Source organism: Paenarthrobacter sp. 22069, from assembly GCF_052046035.1.
In the GTDB taxonomy this organism is placed as follows: domain Bacteria; phylum Actinomycetota; class Actinomycetes; order Actinomycetales; family Micrococcaceae; genus Arthrobacter.
In genome coordinates, this window is the sequence record NZ_JBQEQF010000026.1 from 24643 (window position 1) to 47289 (window position 22647).

Consider the following 22647-nt stretch of genomic DNA (forward strand, 5'->3'; position numbering starts at 1 on the left):
GATCAGTCTTCCTTTGTGCTCGTCAGGGCGCCGGTGCGGGCGCCGTGGACCAGGACGCGGGCGGCGCGGGCCGCCAGCGCCATGATGGTCAGGGCCGGGTTGGCGCTGCCCTGGGTGGGCAGCACGCTGCCGTCGGTGACCAGGAGGTTGGGTACCGCGAAGCTGCGGCAGTTCCGGTCCACCACGCCCGCGTCCTCGGTGGCGGCCATCCGGGCGCCGCCCACCAGGTGGGCGTAGCGGTTGATGGTGATGACCTCCTCCGCCCCGGCAGCAGTCAGGATTTCCTCCATGACCTTCTGCGCGGCGGACATCAGCTGCCGGTCGTTGCTGCACTGGCTGTAGCTGAAGCGGGCCACGGGAATGCCGTGGCGGTCCGTCTCGTCCGCCAGGGTCACCCGGTTTTCCTTCAGGGGGAGGAACTCGCACAGCGCACCCAGGCACGCCCAGTGCGGGTAGTCGCTCATGTAGCGGCGCAGCGCCGGACCCCAGTGCCCCTGCGCGGCAACGTGCTCGGCCCAGGTGATGGGCAGCGGGGATACGCACTGGATGGAGAAGCCCCGCTTGTAGGGCTTGCTGGGGTCCGTCTCGTAGAAGTCCTCCGTGCTGACCTCCGGGGGAGGGGCCTTCCACATCCGCACCTCGGCCTGGAACCGCCCGGCGGTCTGCGGCGCGCCCTGGACCATCAGGTACCGGCCAACCTGGTCGAAGTCGTTGCACATCCCGTCTGGGAAGCGCGTTGACGTGGAGTTCAGCAGCAGCCGCGGCGTTTCGATCGAGTAGCCGGCCACGGCCACCATCCGGGCGCGCTGGAACCTTGCCACCCCGCCGTGGACATATTCGACGCCGGTGGCGCGCCCGGTCCGTTCGTCGAACCCGATCCGGGTGGCCATCGCTTCGGCCCGGATTTCGGCGCCGTGCTGCAGGGCGTCCGGGACATGCGTGATCAGCGGGGAGGCCTTGGCGTTGACCTTGCAGCCCTGCAGGCAGAAGCCGCGGTAGATGCAGTGCGGCCGGTTGCCGAACCTGCCGTTGGCGATGGCCACCGGCCCCACCTTCGCGGTAACGCCGCACGCGTTGGCCCCGCGCAGGAACACTTCACCGTTGCCGGACACCGGATGCGGCCGGTGCGGGTAGCTGTGCGGGTCGCCCCACGGCCAGTATTCACCGGCCACGGGCAGCTCCGCCTCGATGTCCTCGTAGTACGGCCGCAGCTCCGCATATTCCAGGGGCCAGTCCGCGCCCACGCCGTCCGCGGTGAAGGTCCGGAAATCGCTGGGGTGGAACCGCGGCGTGTACCCCGCAAAGTGGACCATCGATCCGCCCACGCCGCGGCCGGAATTGTTGGACCCCAAGGGCACCGGATCCGTCCCCGTGATGACGCGTGGCTCGGTCCAGTACAGGTGGTGGGACCCTGCCTCATCGCTCACCCAGTCCCGCTCCGGTTCCCAGAACGGTCCCGCCTCCAGCGCCACGGCCCGCCACCCGGTCCTTGCCAGGCGCTGCAGCAGCGTCGCACCCCCGGCGCCGCAGCCCACGATCACAATGTCCACCTCATCGGCGTCGTTGTACCGCCGCATGTCAGCCCGCAGCTGCCCGTTGCTGCCGGGCCCGGCGGGCAGCAGCCAGGCGGACCCGTTGCGCTCGCGGACCCTGTTCACTTGTCCGCCCCGGAGGCTGGACCGGAGGTTGGCTGGCGGGCCGGCCCGTGGGTTGGATCGTCATCCGGGCGGGCGTCCCGGACTTCGAACGGCTCCAGCCGGTCCACGCCCAGGTTCCTGTACCCGCGCGGGTAGGCCGGTCCGGCGAAGCCTATCTCGTCCCATGCCAGCGGATGGGAGTAGAAGGCGGTGCAGGCGTAGCGGGTCCACAGGCCCCATACCCGGTCCGCCGGCAGGCCGTGCCAGAGTTCCTGGTGCAGGTCGCAGATGTCCTGCAGCAGCGCCGCCTGCTGCTCCGGATCGAGCAGCGCAAAAGTGCGGCCGCCGCGGGAACCGGCCTCGGCATCCAATGCAGCGAGCGTGGCGCGCCAGGCCTCACCGTCGCGGGGCAGGTTGTCATAGTGCCAGCCGTCGGTCTGCTCCTCGGCCAGCCGGGCGTCCACCAGGTTTACAACGGGCACGCGGGGTTCGCCGTGCTGGGCGAGCAGCTGGTCGAAGAGTGCCTGCGCGGCGGCTTCTTCCGCAGGCGTGAAGAAGCGGATGTCCGGCGGCCGGCCCAGGCGGGATTCGACGACGGCGGCAGTGGCCCGGTCCCAATGCCCCGCCTGGGCAAGGGTGCTGAAGCCCGGGTAGCGGCCGCCGCCGTCGGACAGTTCCAGCGGCAGCCTGCTCATGGTTCCCGCCTCAGTATCGATGCCAGCACTCCCATTCCGCCCACCATGGTGACCAGCAGCGGAGCGAACAGGGGCGGGCCCATCTCCACGTTGTAGCGCAGGTTGGACAGCCCACCGGGCTTTTGCCGGATGCCCTGCAGGTGCAGCCACGTTCCCTGCAGTCCGTTGGCGATGATGGCGGCACTGGCCAGCGGCAGCGCCGTCTTGGCCATCCGCCGGCTGAAGACACCGGCCACCCCGGCGGCCGCCCCCACCGGTCCGAGCGCCACCGGCACCCACATCCACTTGTTGCCGAAGCTGGCCTTGTCATGCTCGAGGTAGATTTCGGCGGCGGTCACCAGTGCCCCTGCCGCTGTGAGGCCGGACAGGGAACGCTCAAACCTGCCGGTCTGCACATTCCGGATGAGCCGGTCGATACCGTTGACCGTGCTGGTCACCGGGTCTGTTTGCTGGTGGGTCTTCATGGTTCTCCTTATCCGGCCCTGATGTGCGCAACCTTTGCAGTTTGGTAACTATCCGGCGAAACTAGTGGTTATGGACACACCTGCCTCATCGGAGGAACTGACGCCGCCGGCAAGCCGGGAAGTTGAAGCCGTGCTCGCGGCTGCCGACGTCCTGCTGCGGGTGGTGGCCAGCTCGGTGGCCGAGGTGGAGGATGTGGTCAACACGCCCCAGCTGCGCGTCCTGGTCCGCATCCACAACGTTGGGCCGCAGAACCTGGGCGGGGTGGCGGCCGAACTCGGCGTCCATGCCTCCAACGCGACCCGCATCAGCGACCGGCTGGTGGCGGCCGGACTGATCGAGCGGCGGGAGGACCCGGCGGACCGCCGGTACGTCCTGCTGGAACTGACCGGGAAAGGGAAAGAGCTGGTCAATACCGTGCTGGAGCACCGGCGGCAGGCCATTGCCGGGGTGATCTCCCGGATGCCGGCCGGACGCCGTCCCGCGCTTGCGGCGGCCATGGAGGCCTTCGCGGCCGCGGCCGGCGGCCAGGGAACGTCTGATGGCCGCTTCACGTTGGGAGCCGGGGCCTGAGGGCCGGCACCGGAAGGCGCAACCCATACCTTCATTGAACTGCCGCGCTTGCAGGGGCGCAATAGTTGAGCTTCGCGAAAGAGTTGGCGGAAAGCACCGGTTTTGAGGGGCTGCCGTGCCACGGTTCGTGGTGTCCATGGCTGCTCAGATGTCGGGCCAGGGGGAGATGCCCCACTGGCCGGTGTGGGTTTGCCCCGGTTGGAGGGTGACCAGGCCTTCCCCCGAATTGAATGCGTCCGGTGCGCACGTCATCGGCTCCACGCCCAGGCCCGTCCGGCGTCTATCCGCCTGGGGGAGGGTATCCCCGGTGAAGATTTCCAGGTAGGGGTACGTCCCGTCCACCCAAAGCTCCACCGCAGCGGAGCGGTCATGGCGCACCAGCTTCACCCGGGCCCGGCCATCCTGACCGCGGAGCAGGTCGGTGTAGGCTACGTCGATGTGCCGGCCGCCAAGCTGCTGAAGTTCGCGCAGGTCGTACTGTGTGCCGTCCACCTTCTCACGGCCCGTGGGGATACCCCGATCGTCCACCGGAAGGTATGTCCGCCCCGGAACCTGGACAAGGCCTGCGTCGATGACCTGGCCCGACAGCCCCAGGCTCAGGTAGGGGTGGGCACCTGTCCCGAACGGGCACGGCCGCTGGCTGCGGTTGGTGACCGTGGTCTGCACGGTCAGACCGCCGTCGTCGAGCGTGTAGTCCAGCCGGCAGTCGAGCACCCACGGCCAGCCCTGGCAGGCGTGGAGGGTGCAGGTGAAGGAAATGCGGTCCTCCGCCTGGTCCGCAACCGCCCAGTTCCGCCAGCGGGTCAGGCCGTGGATCGCGCCGCCCTTGTCCGGCTCGCTGAGGTCAAGCTGCAGGTCGGTGCCGTCCCAGGCGAACCTGCCGCCCTTGATCCGGTTGGGCCATGGGATCAGGGACTGTCCCCGCGCGCCCGTGCACATCTCGTCCGGCCCGTACCCGTCCAGCAGGGGCCGGCCGTCCAGCAGGTAGTCCCGCAGCGCCCCGCCGACTTCGGTCAGTAATACAGTCTGACGGCCGTGCCGGATCTCGTACTGGCGCCCGGACGGGAGCCGATGGCCATCGGTGGCCCCGGGCGCGTCGGCACTTTCCTGTACGGCACCCGTTTCTGCCGGATTCATGACTGGCCGGTCCCGCCGCTGCCGGCTGCCTGGAGGTCCAGGACAACCTTGACGTCATCCGTGCGGTGGTCGAAGGCCTCGGCGAATTTGTCGAGGGGCACGCGGCGGCTGATGAGCCGGCGCAGCCAGTCCTTGTCGGCGGCGGCCAGGGCCTTGGCGCCGGCATCGTAGTGGCGCCGGTTCGCGTTGACGCTGCCGAACACCACACCGTTCATGAGCACTTCCTCGCGGTTGAGCGCCCCCACATCCACTCCAGTTCGCTTTCCCGTGCCGGAGACCCCGGTGAGGCAGGTGATGGCGTCCTGGGCGCGGCAGCGAAGGGCGTCCAGCACCACGGGCGTCACTCCCGTGCACTCGACCATTACATCCGGCTTGAGGCCCGAATCCGGCAGGGACTCGCTGTGGTAGGTGGCGCCGAGGTCCCGGACCAGCTCGGGCTTGGGCCCGTCCTTGACGACGTCGAAGACGTGTACCTCCAGACCCTGCTGGACGGCCAGGAGTGCCGCAAGCAGGCCAACAGGCCCGGCCCCGGTCACCACGGCGACGTGGGGGTCGAAGAATGCGCGCTGCCCGATCCGGCCGATCTGCTCCCATGCTTTGGCCACGATGGTGGTGGGCTCCAGCAGCACGCCCACATCCTCCAAGTCCGGGTCCAGCTTCACCATGGCATCCGGGTCCGCGCGCCACTGCTCCCTGGCAAACCCGTCCAGTCCTTTGATGCCGTGCTCGGTGTACTTGCCGTTAAGGCACATGTCCCACTCGCCGGCGGCGCAGGCCTTGCACGGTTCGGGGTCCGGCCGGCGGACAATGCCGACCACCAGGTCCCCCTGGGCGAGGCCGGAATCAGCCGGCGCCTCCCGGACCCTGCCAAGGTTTTCATGGCCCAGGACCAGGTAGTCCTGGCCGGCCGGGGCCTCACCGTACTCTGCGGCAATGATCTCGGTATCGGTTCCGCAGAGGCCAACCGCCAGTCCCTCAACCAGCACCGGCCCCTGGCTGGCAGGCGGCTCAAGGACGCCGCGAAGGCTCAGTGAGTCCTTCTTCCCCGGAGTTACTGTCAATGCTTGCATTGCCTCTCCTCAAACGCAGGGGGTGGTAACGCCAGTCTCCCCCGTTATTTGCGCTACCGCAACCGTTGTTGGCTGGGAAAAGGATGTGAATCGGCTGGGGGAGCAGGGCGCGCGCGGGTTCCCATGCTCCTCGCGCGACTGGCCCTGGAGGACTATTGCCGCGCCCGTTCCACCATGAGTGCCAGGGATACGGCCGTTTCGTCGGCGCAGGCTGAGATCAAGAGGAGGTGCGGGTCCGCAAGCTCCGGCAGGGCGGAACTTGCGTGGTCCGGGTCTGCAGCCTCGACGCAGCACTGCAGGTCCCACGCCATCCCTGCGAGCCGTGCAGCTCCGACCATCTGGGACGAGATCTTGAGGCTGAGGATGGCGTCCATGGCCAGCCCGTGGTCCCCATCGAGCAGGCCCGTACGGAGCTTCCGGACCCTGAACTGCAGTTGGGCGATGTAGCGCCGGATGAAGAGCAGCCATCCCTCGTCGTCGTCGAGCTCACCGCGCAGCCGGGTGAGGACTACGGGATCCAGGAGGAGCTGCTCGGGATCAGCGGACCATGTCACTTGTCGTCCTTCCAAAGGCACGGAGCTGATGCCGGCGGGTGTCCTTCAACCGCCGTGGTGCCTGTTTCGGCACAGTTTTTGCACAGTATTCGATCAAGGGCTGCTCAGTTTCAGCGCAGGGCCTCTACGATCAGGCGTGTGCCGCGTGGTGCACCTGGCCGGCAGCAGGCTCTGCTGCCACAACGATTCTGGGGATCGATTGCCTTGCTTAATTCCATAAAGACGTACCTGGCGGCAGTGGCCGCGGCGTTGGGCCTTGCCCTGGCCATGGCGGTGGTTCAGCCGGTTGCCGCCCAGGCTGCCGCGGGACAGATCTCGCTGAGCCCCGCCACCGGACCTGCCGGCACGGCCATCACGGTCACCGGCAGTGGCTTCAAAGCCTCCACCACCGGAACCGTGATCATTGGTTCGGCCACCTTCCCCCTGAAGACGACGTCGGCCGGAGCCTTCAGCGCCCCGGCCACCATTCCCGCAACAGCCGCCGGAACGGTCACCGTGACTGCCAAGACGTCCTCCGTGCAGGCCTCCGCGGTGTTCACGGTTTCCGCGCCCACCACGGCGGTGCCGCCCATCAGCAACGCCAGGCTCCGCTTCGGCGCAGCCACGGCGGGCGGTCCCCTTGCCAGCAGCGAGCTCGACGAGGTGGCCGTCCTTGCCGGTGAGGCGCCGTCCAGTGTGTTGTTCTACGAAGATTTCGCCCAGCCGGCCCCCATCACCGAGATGAACGCCGTCCGGGCACGGGGTGCTGTGCCGCTGGTGACGTGGGAACCCTGGCTCTGGGGCGGCGGTGTGGACCAGCCCGCCTACAGCCTGGACAGGATCACCGCCGGTGCCTTCGACGCGTACATCGCGCAGTGGGGCCAGTCGCTGGCCGCCTGGGGCTACCCCGTGCAGCTGCGGTTTGCGCACGAAATGAACGGCAACTGGTATCCGTGGGCCGAAGGCGTCAACGGCAACCAGGCGGGTGACTACGCCCAGGCCTGGCGGCACGTCCATGACGTTGTCGCGGCACAGGGTGCCAGCAACGTCTCCTGGGTCTGGAGCCCCAACGTTCCCTACTACGGCTCCACCGACCTTGCGGGCCTGTATCCCGGTGCCGGGTACGCCGACGTCGTGGCCCTGGACGGCTACAACTGGGGAACGTCCGCCTCGTGGAGCGCGTGGATCACCCCGCAGGACCTCTTCGGGCCGGGCATAGCCCAGCTTCGGGCCCTTGCCCCGGGTGTTCCGATTCTCGTTGCCGAGACCGCCTCGAGCGAGGCCGGCGGGGACAAAGCCGCGTGGAACTCCGCGCTGGTGTCCTACCTGGCCGCCCAGCCGGACGTCACGGGGTTCGTGTGGTTCCACATGCAAAAGGAAACGGACTGGAGGATCAACAGCAGCACCAGCTCCGCCACGGCCCTCAAGAACGCCCTGCAGGCCCGGCGCACCTCCTGACAACGGGTTTTGCGCATCCGCGACTGGCCCGGACGGTGCTCCGGCCAGGGCCAGCGCGGGCGGCATCAGGGTTTGACCTTGCTGTCCTTGCGCAGCAGCGACAGCAGGGCCACGCCAATGAGCAGGACGCCCAGGGCGGTCAGGAGCGACGAGCCCACGTTCAGGCCCGTGTAGGCCAGGGCTGCGGCCCCGGTGGCGGGGATGGCGGTGGTCATTCCATACATATTCAGATGTCCTCTGCGGTGTATTGGGCTTCCCAGCGGTCGATGCGCCGCCGGGTGATCTTGGTGGTCAGGACCGCGCACCAGGAGGCAAGGAACCACCCGGACCGCAGCCACATGAACAGTTCCTGGGGGAAGAACGTGGCCGCCAGCAGGACGTCCTTCCAGTCCCGGTGGGGGATCCGCAGCGCGCGCTTGATGTCCAGCGCGACGAACAGGATGGGGACCAGCCACCAGAACAGGACGAACTGGAAGACGCCCAGGGCGAGTGACAGGGCAATGACGGCGATCCACAGAAGCTTCAGGAACACGCCCAGCAGCCCCATGGCCTGCTGCCCCCAGTCACGGAGGGTCAGGCGGTTGATGCCCAGGTCCAGGAGGTCCTCGACCGTACCTACCTGCCATTTCATCCGCTGGCCCCACAACGCCTTGATGGTCTTCATCGAGTCGGTGTAGGCGCGGACGTCAGGGGAGACCTGGCAGACGTAGCCGAGTTCCCGGATCCGGTAGGTGAGCTCGAAGTCCTCCACCTGGGAGGTGTAGACCCAGGGCCCTTCGCGGTCGTCCCGGGCTGCAATCCGCCGCAGGACGGCGTTGTTGATCGCGCAGCCGGTGCCTGCCAGGACGCTGGTCTGCCGGCGCCGCAGGGCGGTGTCCGTCCAGGTGGCGAACTCGGCCTTCTGCAGCCTGCTGAGGAAGCCCGGGTCCTGCATGGTGAATTTCGACGACGATCCGCCCACGCGTGCGGCGCGGCGCCCCATGAACTCGCGCTCCCAGGCGGCCAGGGCGTTGGGTGGGAGGACGGTGTCCGCGTCGAGGCAGACCACCACGTCGGCGTCGTGGGCGTGTTCGTTCCAGGCCCGGTTCAGTGCCTCGGATTTGCGGTGTTCGAGCCGCGGCAGCTCCATCACGGTGACGGGGTACTTGCGTGCTTCCCGTGCCGTCCCGTCGGTGCACCCGTTGGGAATCACCACCACCAGGTCCGCCGGGCGGGACTGGAGCATCAGGCCATCAAGGGTGGCGCCGATCGAGCCTGCCTCGTTGTAGGCCGGAACCAGGACCACAACCCGCAAAGCGCGGGCAGCCTGCGGAACTCCCGCTGTGCGGGCAGGGAGGGTGGACGCGGTGGTGGGCATGGAGGGCTCCTGGTTTGGTTGGTTGGCCCCCCATCGGGCCGCTTCCCATTCTTGAAGCGGCCACTCAACTTTGGCCCCTGCTTACCCTCAAGGTTCGATAAAGTCCGGCTCCCGCCGCGTGATCCCGCACACGCGCCTGACCTGCGGAAACTTCCTCAGGCTTCAGTGCTGGTCAGCCGGTTACCGTATCGCCGTGCCGGTGGGCCACCTTCCAGGCCCCGTCTTCGCGCCGGTAAACCTGCGTTGCCCGGAGCACGTAGCTGCGGGGTTCGCCGTCGACGGACGCTGACGTGTGTTCCAGCGCGGCGGTATAGGCCATGTCACCCACCACGTCGCAGGCGAGCACCTCCAGCCGGTACGAGGTGCAGTTGGAGAACTGCTTGCCCAGGCTCGTGAACAGTTCGTCCAGGTCCTGCTGCCCGAAGGCGTTCCGCCAGGCGCCGAGGACGCTGACGGGTTCCGTGCGGGACCAGAGCGCCCTGCGCGGGCCGGCGTCACCGTTGTGGAGGGCGAGTTCCGCAGCGTAGAGATCGGTCCTCACCCATTCCAGGAAATCCTCTCGATCATCCATGCCATCAGTATGATCCTGGGGCCCCGCCAGTGCGAGGCCCCAGGAAGTCGCGGCTGCTCCATTCAGAACCGGGCTGCGGCTCCGCTAAACGGTCCAGCTCCAAGCGGGTTCCCTGGGATGTCGGCAAGGCCGGCTGCCGCTGTATACGAGGGTGCATTGGCTATCGTGGTCGTCCCGGAAGTTGCGGTGCCAACCTTTCCAAGCTTGATCGTCAGGGTGCTTGATCCGTTCCAGGTCACCGAACTCGCATTGGCGCCGTTTCCGCTGAAGCTGAGTGCGCCTGCGGATCCATACTTGGCATCCGATCCCAGGGCGACGGAACCAACATTCAACGTGCAGGTTCCGCTGGTGACCGTCAGTACATTGGCCGTGCTGATGGTGACCGTGATGTCGCCGTTGCCGTTCAAGGTCTGAGTGCCGGTGTTGTTCCATGCGGAGCAGATCTTGGTTGCGTCCATCTGTTCCGAGAACTGGATTGCCAGGCTGTCTCCCTGTTCCGCTTTCCCCAGACCCGCGGTGCCGCCGCTGTTTACCAGTGAGATGGCCGAAACCGTGGGGGAAATGGTGTCTTTGCTGGTACTACTCGCGGCGCTCGCCGAGCCCGTGTTGCCTGCAGCGTCGGTAAGCGAGACGGTGAAGGTCACCGTGCCCTGGTCGAGCGAGGTGAGGTCCATGCTTGTGGACCAGGTGGAGCCCGACGCCGTGACCTGCTTGGTGACGCTGTTAGTCACGCTGCTTCGGGCAGTCACGTTGAGAGTGCCGGATGTATCCGTGGTACCGCTGACCTGGACCGCGGTGTAGTTGCTGAGGTTCACATACATCGGTGCCGTGATGCTCAGGACCGGCGCCGCAGTGTCTTTCGTGTCCGTAACGGTAGCCGTGCTGCTGCTGTTGCCAGCCGCATCCTTCACGGTCACGGCGTAGCTGACTGTTCCCTCGTTCAGGGTACCGAGGTTCAGGTTCATGGACCATGCGCCGCCGCCTGGGACGGTTGCCGTACCCGAAATGCTGTGCGCTGCGCCGGCGTCCGTGGCGGTGACGGTCACTGTTCCATTGGCCTCAGCGGTGCCGGAGACAGGCACTGATGAAGCGTTGGCGACGTTCACGTACGCCGGAACGCTCAGGGCCTGGGGCGCTGCAGGTGCCACGGTGTCCTTGATGCTTGTTGCTGCCTTGGCCGCGCTCGTGTTCCCTGCGGGATCGGTGGCCGTGGCGCTGTAGTTGACCGTTCCCTGCTTGAAGGTGCCCATGTCCAGGTTGACTGACCACGCCCCCGTTGCCGAGGCGGTTGCCGTGGCGGACGCGGAATGAGGGGTGCCTGTGCCGGTGTCGGTGGCCGTAAGGGAAATCTTGGCGCCGGCCTCTGCGGTTCCCGTGACGGGTACGGCGGCGACGTTGGCGATGTTCACGTATGCGGGAACGCCCAGCCCGGGGGCGGCCGGAGCCGTGGTATCGATCTGGAGCGTCTTGCTCTGTGGCGTGCCGGCGTTGCCCGCCTTGTCGGTTGCGAAGTAGGAAACGGTGTGGGTACCGTCGCCGCTGACTGTGACAGTGGCGGACGCGCCGCTCACCGTCTGCTGCGTGCCGCCGTCGACCGTGTAGCTGATGGAGGCGACGCCTGAGCCGCCCACGCCGTCGTCGGCGGTGATGGTCACAGTGACCGGGCTGGTGTTGTTCCAGCCGGCGGCGTTGGGCGTTGGCGACACGCCGGAGACCGTGGCTACCGGGGCGATGGAGTCACTGCTGACGCCGGTGCTGCGCGGGCTTTCGGCGCCAGTCCAGAGCGCGATGGTGGGGGTGACCGTGTAGTACCAGGTGCCGCCAGGGACGTTCTGTTCGGTGCAGGTCAGGGTAGTGACCGTCCCTGCGCATCCGCCGGTCGCCGGCGTTCCGGTGCCGCCCGTGGCGGCCGCGTACCTGGTGACCGTGTATCCGGTGGCCGCCCGGCCGTTGACCGTGGTACCGGCTGCCCAGGTGACGCTGAGCGAGGCGCCGTTGGCGGTGACGGCGGGCTTGGATCCCGGGGACAGGGCGTCCGCCGCGGCGGCGGCATTGTTGCTGCTGGTGGTCGAGGCCCAGAAGCCGTAAGCAGCGGTGGCCGTGCCGAGCAGGAGAAGGACCGCGGTGACAATCCATGCCAGCCGTCCTGAGGGGAGGCGGAAGCCGAGCGGCGACTTTCGGATGGCGAGGCTCATTTGCGCACCTCCGCCGTAACCGGGAGGTGGAAGGTGGCGCCCTGGCAGGCTGCGAGAGAGGTGGTATCCATGGCGGCCGTTCCTGGAAGAGTGAGCAGGGTGGACGAGTTTGCCGGAATGAAGGTTGCCGGTGACAGCGGCGCCGTGGTTCCGGTGAAGCTGACCCCGGTGGTGGTGCAGCCGGAATGTGCGCTGTCCGCGGTGGCCGGCCCGTTGGCCGTGACGCTGTAGACCTGCACGGAGTAGGGATTGGGGTTGGTGAGGCGGAGTACGACGTCGGCAGTGCCCCCTGGAACGAGCGCCGCCGCGGGGCCGTCCCCGGCTACGAGCGCGTCCACGGTGACGGCCTGCATGGTGCCGGCGGCTGCAGTTCCGGCGCCCGTGCCGGCGGCGGCCCAGTAGGCGTAGGCGGTTCCGGCGCCCCCGGCGATGAGGATCCCGGCGAGGGCCGCTGCCTTGAGGCCCTTGCCGGCTTTGGCAGTCCTGGTGCTGGCGGTCATCTCAGTTCCCCTGTCCTGATCCTGAGTACGTGAGCTGGAGGGTGGCGCCCTTGCAGCCGTCCTGGTTGGCGGAGGTGTCCAGCATTCCCACTCGCGGCCATACCGATGGTGCAAGCCGGAGCCCCGAGAGGGAACTGATGCCTGCGGGGACGCTAAGGGGGTAGGGGCCGGTGTACTGGGTAACGGTGAAGTCTGCCGCGGTGCAGGCGAGGTTCTTGGCCACGGCGTCCGCGCTGCGGGTAACCCCTGCCACGGCCACCGACACGTTCGTTAGTGACAACGCCTTGCTGTTGGGGTTGTTGATCTGTAGGTCCAGCCCGGCCGAGGTGCCGGGGGAGAGGGTTCCGGGGACGTTGCCGGAGAGGACGAACTGCTTGATGGTGGCGTCCAGGACAAGCTGCACGTTTGCGTAGGCGTACTGCGACTTCCCGCTGGAATCCTTGCCCGTGCCTACCAGGTACAGGCTGTAGCTTCCTGTGGGGGAAGCGGCCGTGGTGGCCACCTGGAGGGTGGTGGAGGTGCCGGTTACCGGGTTCGGCGAGAACGATGCCGTGGCGCCGGAGGGAAGGCCGCCCAGGACGCTGAAGGTGACCGGGCCGGAGAGGTTGCTCCGGGTGAGCTGCAGTGTGTACACCGCGGTGGCGCCCGGCGGGACCGACAGGGAGTCCGGGGAAGCGGCGACCGAGATAGCCGAGGAGATCTTGTAGTTGACGGTGAGGCCGGCGGTGACGCTGCCGGAGACCTTGCCGCTGGTGCCGGTGATGGTCAGGGAACTGGTGCCTGCCGGCGTTGTGGCGGCAGTGGTGACGTTCAGGGTTGAGGTTGCAGTGCTTCCGGAGTTGATGGTGACGGACGACGACGTGAAGGCGCCTGCCGCGCCGGCCGGCAGTCCCGCTGCGGCCAGGTTGACCGCGCCGGTGAAGCCGCCGCTGGATGTCACCGTCACCGTATAGGCAGCCGCCTGGCCCTGCTGGACGGATTGACTGGCAGGGGAGACCTGCACCGTGATGCCCGGTTTGGTGCTTTGCGATGCCGCAAACAGCGCCCCCGCGCTGGCCAGCATCACGGCTAACCCGATCAGCACTACTTTTATGGCATTCCGCAAGCGATGCCGCGGATGCCCGTCCTCGTTGTGCACCCCGTGCCCCTTCCCAGTTGGTGCAAATGACGGCAGGCCGGGAGCGGATTCGCACCGCCCCCGGCCCGCTCGCTTGTTAGTTGCTGCCGACGGTTACCGTGATGGTTGCGCCCTTGCAGGCATCCTGGGATGCGGCACTGTCCGAGAAGGTGAGCGTGCCAGTGCCCAAGGCAGTTGTCACGTTGTTTCCTGGCACGGTTGTGGGCCCGGCCGGGGACGGGAGGGTAGCTGTGAACCACGCCGCCGAGCAGCCCGAGTGGGCAGTGTCAAAGGTAACCTGGGGGTCCGTGAGGGTAACTTGGGTGCTGCCCGAGTTCGGGTTTTTGGCCGTGTAGGTGATGGTCTTGACAGGCCCACCTGGGGTCATGTCGCCGGAGTCGATGGTCACGTTGATGGCGACGGGGGATGTTCCGGCGGCTGCTGCAGCGGAGCCGCTGCCCGAACCTGTGGTGCTCCAGTAGGCGTAGGCGGCCCCGCCGCCGACGGCTACCAGCGCTGCGGAAGCGGCAACGGCCGCGATCTTGTTCTTCTTGGTCATCTGGCGCATGGAAAGACTCCTTGTAAATGTGAGTGAGAACCCGTTCCCCCATGAGCGGCCCCATCCAGGTGCCTTTCGGTGGATCGATGAGCCAATGTTTTCTTTTGCGCCCCCGCCCCAACAACACGTACCGGTACCCGACTTTTCGTCCGGCCGCGAAATCCACTACTTGGTTGGATGACCCAATACTCAGGAAGCTTCCCCCCCCGTCCTGACTGCGAGGATTGGGTCCGGGTCCGGAATTCATGGCGAATTTGACCGAAGCAAGTGGTGCCATCGAACCGCCGCTTACCGTGTCTGCACGAGAGCCCGAACGCCCGAAAAACTTGCCCTAAACGAGTATGAAAGCCATTAAGAGAAGCAGCGCGCCCGGCAATAACCGGACGCGCTGCTTCCAACTTGGACCTGGTTTAACCCTGGACCCTGCAGGCCGAGGTCATGATCATCCCTCGCCCTCGGGGTTCCGCAGCCGGTGCCTGATCACCACTCCGGCCAACACCAGCCCGATGACCAGCACGGCCGCAATTATCCCCACCACAACCAGCTGCCCCGGAAGCCCGGAGCTGGCTGCAGCAGCAGGCGTGGCAGCGGCGGCGGAGGTGGCCGGGGCGGTGTTCGGGCCACCGGCGGTGAAGGTGAAGGTTCCTTCGATGGGGTGACCGTCAGAGGACACCACCCGCCACACCACGGTGTACTTTCCTTCGGGTGCCCCCGGCTTGACCGGCTGGCTGACCTGGTTGTCAAGGATCTGAACCGGCCCGTCCGCCTGGTCAGTGCCGGTGGCATCCTCCACCCTCACGATCGAGTTGATGGCGATCGGGGTGTGGTCGAAGGTCAGCTCGATCTTCGCGGGCATCGCGCTGACGGTGGAACCATCGGCCGGGGTGCTGGACTCCAGGGAGTCGTGCGCCTGTGCAGGTGCCGATGAAGCCAGCACGAACGCGGCTGTGGTGAGCGCCAGCAGCACCCGTGCCAGCCAGGCGGCTGGCCTCTTGGAAGATGTCGTCTTCATTCGTTTCCCCAATCTATTTCCCGGTGGCGCGGGTTCGGCGGCCGGCAAGGACCAGCCCCAAAGCCGCGGCGCCGAGCACGAAGCCTGCCGCACCCAGCACCACGCCCCACACGGCTGCCGCGTCGCTGGACTCCTGGGCGGTCCGGGACACTGCCTCGGCGTTCGCTGGCGGCGATGCGCTGGACGCTGACGCACCGCCGGCGGCAGCGTCGTCGTCGGCCGTTGTCACAAAGGACGGGGCCGGATGCTTCGGCTCGGGCTGCCCCTCAGCGCTCTCTTCGTCCCAGTTCACCACGCTGCCGTCGGTGTAGCTCTGGGCCGCCTTCAGTGTGACCTTGGTGCCCTCCGCGGGAAGCCGGCCGACGGACAGCGAGAAGGACTGGTACTGGTTCTGGCCCAGCTGGTGCGCTTCGTCGGAAGTCCAGACCACCGAGACCGGCGCCTTGGTGACAGTGGTGCCCGCCACCGTGACCGGCTTGGGCAGGTCACCCGTGACCACCTGCGCGGTCCAGCCCTCCACAGGCTTGACAGAGACGGAGGTGAACGGCGTATCGATGGGCAGCGTGACCTCGAGCTTATTGGTCTTCGCGGTGGGGGACTCGTTGGGGACGTTGAACGTCAGGTGGGAGTAGCCGTTCGCGCCGGTGTCGTCCGGGTCAACGCTCACGTGGGCGGACGCCGCGGTTGCGCCGGCGGCCACAATTCCCGCGGCGGCAGCGGCAGCGGTGAGGGTCTTGAAGGTACGGCGGAATGAGGTGTTCAAAGCAAGCCTTCCAAAGGGTGCGCCTCAGGGCCGCGTATGCGGCGGCGCAGAAAAAAGGGGACAACGCAGCCGGCCCTCCCTGCCTACGGGCAGGTGGGGACGGCGCGGAACGTCGGGAGCCGCTTAGTGAGCGGCCTGGCAGGGCGGCGGCCCGCGCAGCGCAGGCAACCGCAGGTTCCGCCGCCGGAAAGGAATGACGACGGCGGCCGGCGCGGGAAGGTGCGGCCACTCGGGAATGGCGACGGCGGCCAGGATCCGGACCAGTGGCCGCAGCCAGGCGGCCAGCGCCCAAACGGCTGCTTCGCCCTTGCCCAGGACCAACGCCGTCGCAAGGGTTGCCGTGGCGTGCAGGACCAGCATCAGGGCGCCCGGCACGGCGGCATGTTCCGGCATCAGGGCCACGGCCGCGGGGGACACCGCCGATGCGTCATGGACGTGGGTGCCGTCGGTCGGAGTGAACGATGCGGACACCGAGAACGCGTCGAAGGCCCAGTGCAGGACCAGTTGGCTGGAGCCCAGGAGGCCGATCATCGCCGGCACATCGATTTTGGTCTTCGAGAGCATCGTGACCGGTGCCAGGACCAGCGCCACGATGCCCGCCAGGATGGCTGGCTGCGGCAGCAGGCCTCCGGCCAGCACGTGGGCTCCTGCGGCGAGGGCGAACATGGCCGCGGTGAAGGCGACGGCGCGGGGGAAGCGGAAGGGAGCACTCATGCCACTCGCCGCCCTTCCATCCGCTGTTGCCACCCTCCACTGTAGGGAAGCTGCGCTTCGGCAGCTAATCGGTGCCGGTGCGGGGCCGCCGATGTGGCCGTGGGTCCGGGCGTAGGGTGATGATGTCGATTAGCCATGCAAGGTTGCAAAGGAGTTCCGGCATGCTGGACGGTCCAAGCGCAGGGATCAGCATCGGGGCGCTGGTGGCGATTGCCGCCGCCCTGTATATCGTGCTGGTGGTGCGCCGCAGGAAGTGACCCGTCAGGAACCGACTTCACAGCGGAGGGCAACGCCGTGCATGTCGTGGTGTCGGGGCACAGCCATGCGGCGCGGGACGGATAGGGGGCCCGCCGGCTTTTTCGGATCGACGCTGATCCGTGCCTCCGCGGCAGGCCCCTGGCTTTCGTGGAATGTGGAGGTGGTTGCCTGGCGGCGCGNCGCCAGGCAACTGAGACCATCGGATTTCTCCGACGCAGGAGCGGGGTGGCTGGGCCCAGTACCCAGGTGCATCAACTGCGCTCCCGTCCTTCACGCATCACTTTGGAGGGCATGCCTCAAGGACTTGTCCGGATTTGGTCAAGAATGCATCAAGTTCCCCTCAATTCCTTGCTGCCGTCTTCCCGGCACTCTTCCTCTCGGCGATACCAGCCGCCGCAACGTCGGACTCCGACGATGAGGTCCTCAACACCTATGTTGACTGTCCGTTGGAGCGCATCGGCAGCCAGCTGGTCCGCTGCGACAACCTGACGGGGGCGGGAGTGGATGCCCCCTACTGGATACCTGAGCAGATGTAGCGGCAGCTGACTCCCAGGCTGGGTTTGGCTTCCAGCGTTCAGCTTCCCCTTACAATTCCGCAGATAGTAAGTAGACTGATCAAAGGGGCGTGGTGTCCAGCAGTGTGGCGCTGCGTTCCATGCGCCCCGGGGCCGCGGTTATGCCGTCGAGTGGATGCGCCGCGTCATGAGGTGCGGTGACCTGCCTACTTCTTTTTCGCCTTGAGGTCCTGTACCGCCTTGGCGATGCGGCGTGACCGCGCTTCCGGGGTCTTCGCGTCCGCGATGGGCTCCACATAGCGGCGTTGGCTGCTGTAGTTCAGCGTCCCGTAGAAGTCTTTCGCTTCGGGTTCGGCCGCCAGGGCGGCGGCAAGATCCTCGGGCACCTCCACCACCCGCGGTTCCGTGTCCAGTTCCAGGCCCACCTCGACCGTATCCCCGGCAGCTACCCCGGTGAGCTGGCGGTTTGCAGCACTGACGCTGATCATGTTCCGGCCACCCATCACGGCGATGCTGCTGCGGTAGCTCGCACCGTTCATCGTGACGACCACCGGCGGCCGGCGCCCGGCGTCCAGGGCGCTGACCACCTCGTCGGGTACCTCGATGCCTGTCGTGTTGCCGCTGCCCTGGATTGTCGTGGTGAATTTCATGTCCACAGTATGCGGCCGTTGGAAGGGGAACCGCGCGCGGGCACGCGGATCCAACGGTTTTACCGCGTATCGACGTCCTCGAAGACCAGGAACGTCTGCGTGTCCAGCACCCCGGGCATGGTCTGGAGCTGATCGAAAATCACCCGACGCAGGTCGATGTTGTCCACGGCGCGGACCAGCAGGATCACGTCGAAGTCGCCGCCCACCAGGGCAATGTGGTGTACCTCCGGGATGGCACCCAGCTGGTCGCGGAGCTCGCGCCACGAATCCTGCTTCAGCTTCAGCGTCACGTAGGCGGAGGACTTCAGTCCCGCTTTGATGGGATCCACCAGTGCGGTGAACCGGGTGAGTACTCCGTCGCCGGTCAGCCGGGCAATCCGGGAATAGGCGTGTGCCCGCGAAATGTGCACATTCTCCGCCACCTGCGTCACCGACATCCGGCCGTCCCGGGTGAGTTCACTGATGATGCGCCGGTCGATCTCATCGAGCGGAACCTCAGCAGCAGCATCCTTGCCCGCCATTTTGTCCACGACTCCCGTCGGTAATCCACGTCACAGTTGCAAATTGTCTTCCATAGTAGGCACTTGGGAGCAGCTTCTCCACGATTTGCGCAGGTGGTGGATACGAAACCTCCGTCAGGACAATACTGGGAGGGAATAGTGGCTACCGAAGGACGGACCAATGACGATCTCCGCAGACCACACCGCGCCGGACACCGCCAGCACCACACCCGCAGACGATGCGCTTACGGAGGCTGTGAAGAAGTTCGGCATCACGGTGGAGGACTACATGCTCCCCGCCCGGCACCAGATCCAGATGGTGGATCCGGACGGCCGGCTCATCCCGGACAGTGAACAAGGCACGCAGCCCGGCCACGAATACCCGGTGCCCGGCAATGACGAACTGCTGGCAGCGTACGAACAGCTCGTCGTCGGCCGCCGCGTCAACGACCAGAACTCCGCCCTGGTCCGGCAGGGCCGTATGGCTGTCTATCCTTCCAGCCACGGCCAGGAAGCCTGCCAGGTGGCCGCTGCGCTCTGCCTCTCCGACGCCGACTGGATGTTCCCCACGTACCGGGACGCGGTGGCGGTGATGACCCGCGGCGTGGACCCCGTCCAGGTGATGACCATCTTCCGCGGCGACTGGCACGGCGGCTACGACCCCCTCAAATACAAGGTGGGCATCCAGTGCACGCCGCTGACCACCCAGCTGCTGCACGCCGTCGGGGTTGCCCACGCCGCCAAGCTCCGCGGCGAGGACACCGTGGTGATGGCCATGTGCGGCGACGGCGCCACCAGCGAAGGCGACTTCCACGAAGCCCTCAACTTCGCCGCCGTCTTCCACCTGCCGGTGATCTTCTTTGTCCAGAACAACAAGTACGCCATTTCGGTGCCGCTGGCACACCAGTCCGTGGCGCCGTCGCTCGCGCACAAGGCCGTGGGCTACGGCATGGCGGGCGAACGCGTGGACGGCAACGACGTCGTCGCGCTGCTTGCAGTCCTTGACCGCGCGGTGAAGCTCGCCCGCGAAGGCTCCGGGCCGCTGCTGGTGGAAGCGAACACCTACCGCATGCAGGCCCACACCAACGCCGACGACGACACCCGCTACCGGGAAAACAGCGAGGTTGCGGAATGGCGGGCCAAGGATCCCGTCAACCGGATGCGCACCTACCTGACCGGCCGCGGCCTGCTCGATGACGACGGCGAAGCCCGCATCCGTGAGCATGCCGAGGCGGTTGCCGCGCAGCTGCGCGAGGGCCTCGGCGACGACGTGCCCGTGGACCCGCAGGAACTGTTCCGCCACGTCTTCGCGCGGCAGACGCCGCAGCTGAAGGAGCAGTCCGCCATGCTCGCCGACGAGATCGCCCGCGACGCAGCAGCTACCCAGAACTCCGATGCACGGGAGGCCGGCAAGTGAGCCCCACCATCACCACCTCATCCGAAGCCAACGGCAACGTCAGCGCCGCTACCGCACGGGCGGCTGCCTCCGCCGCAGCGTCCGCCGAGGCCGCCGGCCCGCAGCCCGTCACCATGGCCAAGGCCCTAAACACAGCGCTCACCGACGCCATGCAGGCCGACTCCTCCGTCCTGGTGTTCGGCGAGGACGTGGGCATGCTGGGCGGCGTCTTCCGCATCACCGACGGCCTCACCGCCACGTTCGGCGAGCAGCGCTGCTTCGACACCCCGCTGGCCGAGTCCGGGATCGTCGGCATGGCCGTGGGCATGGCGATCAACGGCATGCGTCCCGTCATCGAAATGCAGTTCGACGCGTTCGCCTACCCGGCGTTCGAACAGATCGTCAGCCACGTGGCCAAGATGCATAACCGCACCAAGGGCGCCGTGAAGCTGCCCATGGTCATCCGCATCCCGTACGGCGGCGGCATCGGGGGAGTGGAGCATCACTGCGACTCCTCCGAGTCCTACTACGCGCACACAGCGGGGCTGAAGGTCTACACCCCGGCCACGGTGGCAGACGGCTACCGGATGCTCCGCGAGGCCATCGACTCGGATGACCCCGTCGTCTTCATGGAACCCAAGAAGATGTACTGGACCAAGGACTCCGTGGACCTGGGTGAGCTGCGGCGCCTTCATGAGGACGGGCGTTCTGCGGAAGGCACGACGACGGGACTTGGCTCCGAGGGGCGTGCCGCCGTCGCGCGTCCCGGCACCGACGCGACCCTGATTGCGTACGGCCCGTCCGTGCCTACCGCTTTGGCTGCTGCGGAGGCCGCTGCTTTGGAGGGGCGTTCGCTGGAAGTCATCGACGTGCGCACGATCGTCCCGTTCGATGACCACACCGTCTGCGAATCCGTGCGGAAGACCGGCCGCGCCGTGGTGATCGCGGAGGCCCACGGCTTCGCATCCGTGTCCTCCGAGATCGTGGCCCGGGTGCAGGAACGCTGCTTCCACTACCTGGCCGCGCCCATCCGCCGCGTCACCGGGTTCGACGTCCCGTACCCGGCGCCCAAACTCGAGAAGTACTACCTGCCCGGCGTGGACCGCATCCTCGACGCCGTTGACGACCTTCAGTGGGAGAACTGACCATGAGCGAACCACGCGTATTTTTGTTGCCGGACCTGGGCGAAGGCCTCACCGAAGCCGAACTGGTTTCCTGGCATGTCTCTGTTGGTGATGAGATCGCCGTCGACCAGCCGATCGCCGAGGTGGAAACCGCGAAGTCCGCCGTCGAGGTGCCCTCACCCTACGCCGGGATCGTGGCCGAGCTGCACGGCAAGCCGGGGGAAACCATCGACGTGGGAAAGCCGCTGATCTCAGTGACGCCGCTTTCTACTGGGGTTGCCGCTCCGGTGTCCGCCGCGGCTGATGCCGCCCCCGCCCCTTCGCCGGACGGCAATGCTGCAAGCAGCATGCCGTCCGGCTCAGGAAGGCCCGATGCCACTCCCGGGGCGGCATCATCCGCGGCGGTTGCTTCGGAAACAGCCGCCGAGACCTATCGGGAGGAAGAAAAGGCCGGGTCCGGGAATGTCCTAATCGGTTATGGCACCCCCGGCGGCCACGGCCAGGCGCGGCGTACCCGTGCGCCGAAGTCTTCTGTGGCGGTGGCTGACCGTTCCGACTCCGCTGCTCCCGACTTGTCCAAAGAGGACGAGCTCGCGCTCCTGCGCACCCGCGTTCCCGGAAAGCTTGGGGCCGTGATCTCACCGCTGGTCCGGCGGATGGCGCGGGAGCACGGCGTCGACCTGGGGGATATCTCCGGGTCCGGAGACAGCGGACTGATCATGCGCCGGGACGTTGAGGCTGCGATGAAGACGGCAGTGCCGGCGGCAACACCGGAAGCCGCGCCTGAAGCCGAGCCTGTTGAAGCGCCGTCGGGTCCTGTTGAGTCCGCAGAAACGCAGGGACACGATGCCCGCACCGGCCTTGCCGTCTCCGCGCGGACTCCGGTCCGGGGCGTCCGCAAGGCGGTGGCCGCGAACATGGCCCGCAGCCGCTCCGAGATCCCCGAAGCCACGGTATGGGTTGATGTGGATGCCACGGCGCTGCTGGAACTGCGCGAAGGGCTCAAGGCCAAGGGCGCCGAAGTCCCCGGGCTGCTGGCATTCATCGCCCGGTTCGTCACCGCGGGGCTGAAGAAGTACCCGGAACTGAACACCCGGATCGAAACGTCAGGGGACGGGTCGCAGGAGATCGTCTCGTTCGACGGCGTCAACCTCGGCTTCGCCGCACAGACCGACCGCGGCCTGGTGGTGCCCTCGGTCCGCGGCGCGGAGAAGCTCAGTGCCCGTGAACTGGATACCGAGATCCGCCGGCTCACACAGGTGGCCCGGGACGGCAAGGCAACCCCTGCGGAGCTGGGCAGCGGAACCTTCACGGTGAACAACTACGGCGTGTTCGGCGTTGACGGCTCCGCGGCAATCATCAACCACCCGGAAGTGGCCATCCTGGGCTTGGGCAGGGTCATCGACAAGCCCTGGGTGGTGAACGGCGAACTTGCCGTCCGCAAGGTCACCGAGCTCACCCTGACCTTCGACCACCGCGTCTGCGACGGCGGAACTGCGGGCGGGTTCCTTCGATTCGTTGCGGACGCGATCGAAAACCCGCAGGGGCTGCTGCTAGACCTGTAAGCCTTCGGACCGGACAGCTTTCGCGGGGCGCCTGTTGAGGCAAAACAGGTACCCGGGGTGCCCGGGCCGGGGTGAGGATCCGGAAACATGAGTACCCGGTACTCATGACCGGCTCACGGGCAGTCCGTAGGGTGGACCGAACAAGGGGATGGGGCCGCCGGGCAGGACTTCACCCGGCGTCCCCGCTAGTCCAAGGGGGATGGCCATGCAAACAGCCGCAGCAGTTCCGGTGCCGGCTTGGCATGCCCCGGCGGTAGAATCCAATCACTCCCTATGGAGGGATGGA

24 protein-coding genes are annotated in these 22647 nt (G+C 67.2%); 6 read left to right on the forward strand and 18 right to left on the reverse strand.

Translation table 11 applies throughout. The features are described 5' to 3' along the window. Window positions 1–2: 2 nt before the first annotated feature. The 3 genes from ACTJK0_RS18295 to ACTJK0_RS18305 are packed head-to-tail and all read right to left on the reverse strand — an operon-like array spanning window position 3 to window position 2796. A complete protein-coding gene (locus tag ACTJK0_RS18295; RefSeq protein WP_440746172.1) occupies window positions 3–1658 on the reverse strand; it encodes a GMC family oxidoreductase in 1656 nt (551 codons plus the stop codon). Beyond that, window positions 1655–2332 carry a gluconate 2-dehydrogenase subunit 3 family protein gene (locus ACTJK0_RS18300; RefSeq protein ID WP_440746173.1) on the reverse strand — a complete coding sequence of 226 codons (678 nt, stop codon included), beginning with the start codon at window positions 2330–2332 and terminating at the stop codon, window positions 1655–1657. The genes ACTJK0_RS18295 and ACTJK0_RS18300 overlap by 4 nt, the downstream gene beginning before the upstream one ends. Beyond that, the gene (locus ACTJK0_RS18305; protein ID WP_110541505.1) at window positions 2329–2796 is read right to left on the reverse strand and encodes a hypothetical protein; all 468 of its coding nucleotides are present in this window, start codon (window positions 2794–2796) and stop codon (window positions 2329–2331) included. Before ACTJK0_RS18305 ends, ACTJK0_RS18300 begins: the two co-directional genes overlap by 4 nt. A 70-nt stretch (window positions 2797–2866) precedes the next feature. Here ACTJK0_RS18305 and ACTJK0_RS18310 point away from each other — a divergent pair, with 70 nt between their 5' ends. Next, a complete protein-coding gene (locus tag ACTJK0_RS18310) occupies window positions 2867–3367 on the forward strand; it encodes a MarR family transcriptional regulator (RefSeq protein WP_110541504.1) in 501 nt (166 codons plus the stop codon). Window positions 3368–3511: 144 nt separating this feature from the next. Here ACTJK0_RS18310 and ACTJK0_RS18315 read toward each other — a convergent pair whose 3' ends face one another. The 3 genes from ACTJK0_RS18315 to ACTJK0_RS18325 form a co-directional block, all read right to left on the reverse strand. Next, window positions 3512–4504 (reverse strand): aldose 1-epimerase family protein, encoded by a 993-nt coding sequence (locus ACTJK0_RS18315; RefSeq protein ID WP_440746174.1) that lies wholly within the window; start codon window positions 4502–4504, stop codon window positions 3512–3514. Further along, on the reverse strand, window positions 4501–5574 hold the full coding sequence (locus tag ACTJK0_RS18320) for a glucose 1-dehydrogenase (protein ID WP_440746175.1): 1074 nt from the start codon (window positions 5572–5574) through the stop codon (window positions 4501–4503). Before ACTJK0_RS18320 ends, ACTJK0_RS18315 begins: the two co-directional genes overlap by 4 nt. A gap of 152 nt (window positions 5575–5726) precedes the next feature. Next, complete coding sequence (locus ACTJK0_RS18325) at window positions 5727–6128, reverse strand: Hpt domain-containing protein (protein ID WP_440746176.1); 402 nt, start codon at window positions 6126–6128, stop codon at window positions 5727–5729. Window positions 6129–6395: 267 nt separating this feature from the next. Between ACTJK0_RS18325 and ACTJK0_RS18330 the strand changes: the two genes are divergently transcribed. After that, window positions 6396–7565 (forward strand): glycoside hydrolase family 26 protein, encoded by a 1170-nt coding sequence (locus ACTJK0_RS18330; protein ID WP_440746197.1) that lies wholly within the window; start codon window positions 6396–6398, stop codon window positions 7563–7565. A gap of 65 nt (window positions 7566–7630) precedes the next feature. Here the strand turns inward: ACTJK0_RS18330 and ACTJK0_RS18335 are convergent, their stop codons facing one another. The 10 genes from ACTJK0_RS18335 to ACTJK0_RS18380 form a co-directional block, all read right to left on the reverse strand. Beyond that, window positions 7631–7780 (reverse strand): hypothetical protein, encoded by a 150-nt coding sequence (locus ACTJK0_RS18335; protein WP_181422333.1) that lies wholly within the window; start codon window positions 7778–7780, stop codon window positions 7631–7633. A gap of 11 nt (window positions 7781–7791) precedes the next feature. After that, window positions 7792–8922, reverse strand: a complete 1131-nt coding sequence (locus ACTJK0_RS18340) for a glycosyltransferase (RefSeq protein ID WP_440746177.1) — start codon at window positions 8920–8922, stop codon at window positions 7792–7794. A 172-nt stretch (window positions 8923–9094) separates the two neighbouring features. Next, a complete protein-coding gene (locus ACTJK0_RS18345; RefSeq protein ID WP_110541498.1) occupies window positions 9095–9493 on the reverse strand; it encodes a nuclear transport factor 2 family protein in 399 nt (132 codons plus the stop codon). 62 nt (window positions 9494–9555) lie between these two features. After that, window positions 9556–11688, reverse strand: coding sequence for an OmpL47-type beta-barrel domain-containing protein (locus tag ACTJK0_RS18350; protein WP_110541497.1), 2133 nt, complete (start codon window positions 11686–11688; stop codon window positions 9556–9558). Then, window positions 11685–12188: a hypothetical protein gene (locus ACTJK0_RS18355; protein ID WP_110541496.1), complete on the reverse strand. Its 504-nt coding sequence runs from the start codon at window positions 12186–12188 to the stop codon at window positions 11685–11687. Before ACTJK0_RS18355 ends, ACTJK0_RS18350 begins: the two co-directional genes overlap by 4 nt. 1 nt (window position 12189) lies before the next feature. Further along, window positions 12190–13272, reverse strand: a complete 1083-nt coding sequence (locus tag ACTJK0_RS18360) for a COG1470 family protein (RefSeq protein WP_440746178.1) — start codon at window positions 13270–13272, stop codon at window positions 12190–12192. Between the two features lie 130 nt (window positions 13273–13402). Continuing rightward, a complete protein-coding gene (locus ACTJK0_RS18365; RefSeq protein ID WP_440746179.1) occupies window positions 13403–13873 on the reverse strand; it encodes a hypothetical protein in 471 nt (156 codons plus the stop codon). Window positions 13874–14306: 433 nt separating this feature from the next. Then, a complete protein-coding gene (locus ACTJK0_RS18370) occupies window positions 14307–14876 on the reverse strand; it encodes a copper resistance CopC family protein (RefSeq protein WP_440746180.1) in 570 nt (189 codons plus the stop codon). Between the two features lie 13 nt (window positions 14877–14889). Then, window positions 14890–15639, reverse strand: a complete 750-nt coding sequence (locus tag ACTJK0_RS18375) for a YcnI family copper-binding membrane protein (protein WP_440746181.1) — start codon at window positions 15637–15639, stop codon at window positions 14890–14892. Window positions 15640–15762: 123 nt separating this feature from the next. Beyond that, window positions 15763–16353 (reverse strand): hypothetical protein, encoded by a 591-nt coding sequence (locus ACTJK0_RS18380; protein ID WP_440746182.1) that lies wholly within the window; start codon window positions 16351–16353, stop codon window positions 15763–15765. Window positions 16354–16925: 572 nt separating this feature from the next. On the opposite strand from ACTJK0_RS18380, the gene ACTJK0_RS18385 reads away from it, so the two are divergent. After that, on the forward strand, window positions 16926–17147 hold the full coding sequence (locus ACTJK0_RS18385; RefSeq protein WP_440746183.1) for a hypothetical protein: 222 nt from the start codon (window positions 16926–16928) through the stop codon (window positions 17145–17147). 185 nt (window positions 17148–17332) lie between these two features. Here ACTJK0_RS18385 and ACTJK0_RS18390 read toward each other — a convergent pair whose 3' ends face one another. Together ACTJK0_RS18390 and ACTJK0_RS18395 are read right to left on the reverse strand one after the other, a co-directional pair. Then, a complete protein-coding gene (locus ACTJK0_RS18390) occupies window positions 17333–17776 on the reverse strand; it encodes a YdeI/OmpD-associated family protein (protein WP_440746184.1) in 444 nt (147 codons plus the stop codon). Between the two features lie 59 nt (window positions 17777–17835). Beyond that, window positions 17836–18297 (reverse strand): Lrp/AsnC family transcriptional regulator, encoded by a 462-nt coding sequence (locus ACTJK0_RS18395; RefSeq protein ID WP_043449375.1) that lies wholly within the window; start codon window positions 18295–18297, stop codon window positions 17836–17838. A gap of 160 nt (window positions 18298–18457) precedes the next feature. Here ACTJK0_RS18395 and pdhA point away from each other — a divergent pair, with 160 nt between their 5' ends. From pdhA to ACTJK0_RS18410, 3 genes are read left to right on the forward strand one after another with little or no spacing between them, the layout of a single operon-like run. Then, window positions 18458–19693 carry a pyruvate dehydrogenase (acetyl-transferring) E1 component subunit alpha gene (gene pdhA / locus ACTJK0_RS18400; protein WP_440746185.1) on the forward strand — a complete coding sequence of 412 codons (1236 nt, stop codon included), beginning with the start codon at window positions 18458–18460 and terminating at the stop codon, window positions 19691–19693. Beyond that, the gene (locus tag ACTJK0_RS18405; RefSeq protein WP_440746186.1) at window positions 19690–20817 is read left to right on the forward strand and encodes an alpha-ketoacid dehydrogenase subunit beta; all 1128 of its coding nucleotides are present in this window, start codon (window positions 19690–19692) and stop codon (window positions 20815–20817) included. The genes pdhA and ACTJK0_RS18405 overlap by 4 nt, the downstream gene beginning before the upstream one ends. A 2-nt stretch (window positions 20818–20819) precedes the next feature. Next, on the forward strand, window positions 20820–22361 hold the full coding sequence (locus ACTJK0_RS18410) for a dihydrolipoamide acetyltransferase family protein (protein ID WP_440746187.1): 1542 nt from the start codon (window positions 20820–20822) through the stop codon (window positions 22359–22361). The last annotated feature ends 286 nt before the right edge of the window (window positions 22362–22647 follow it).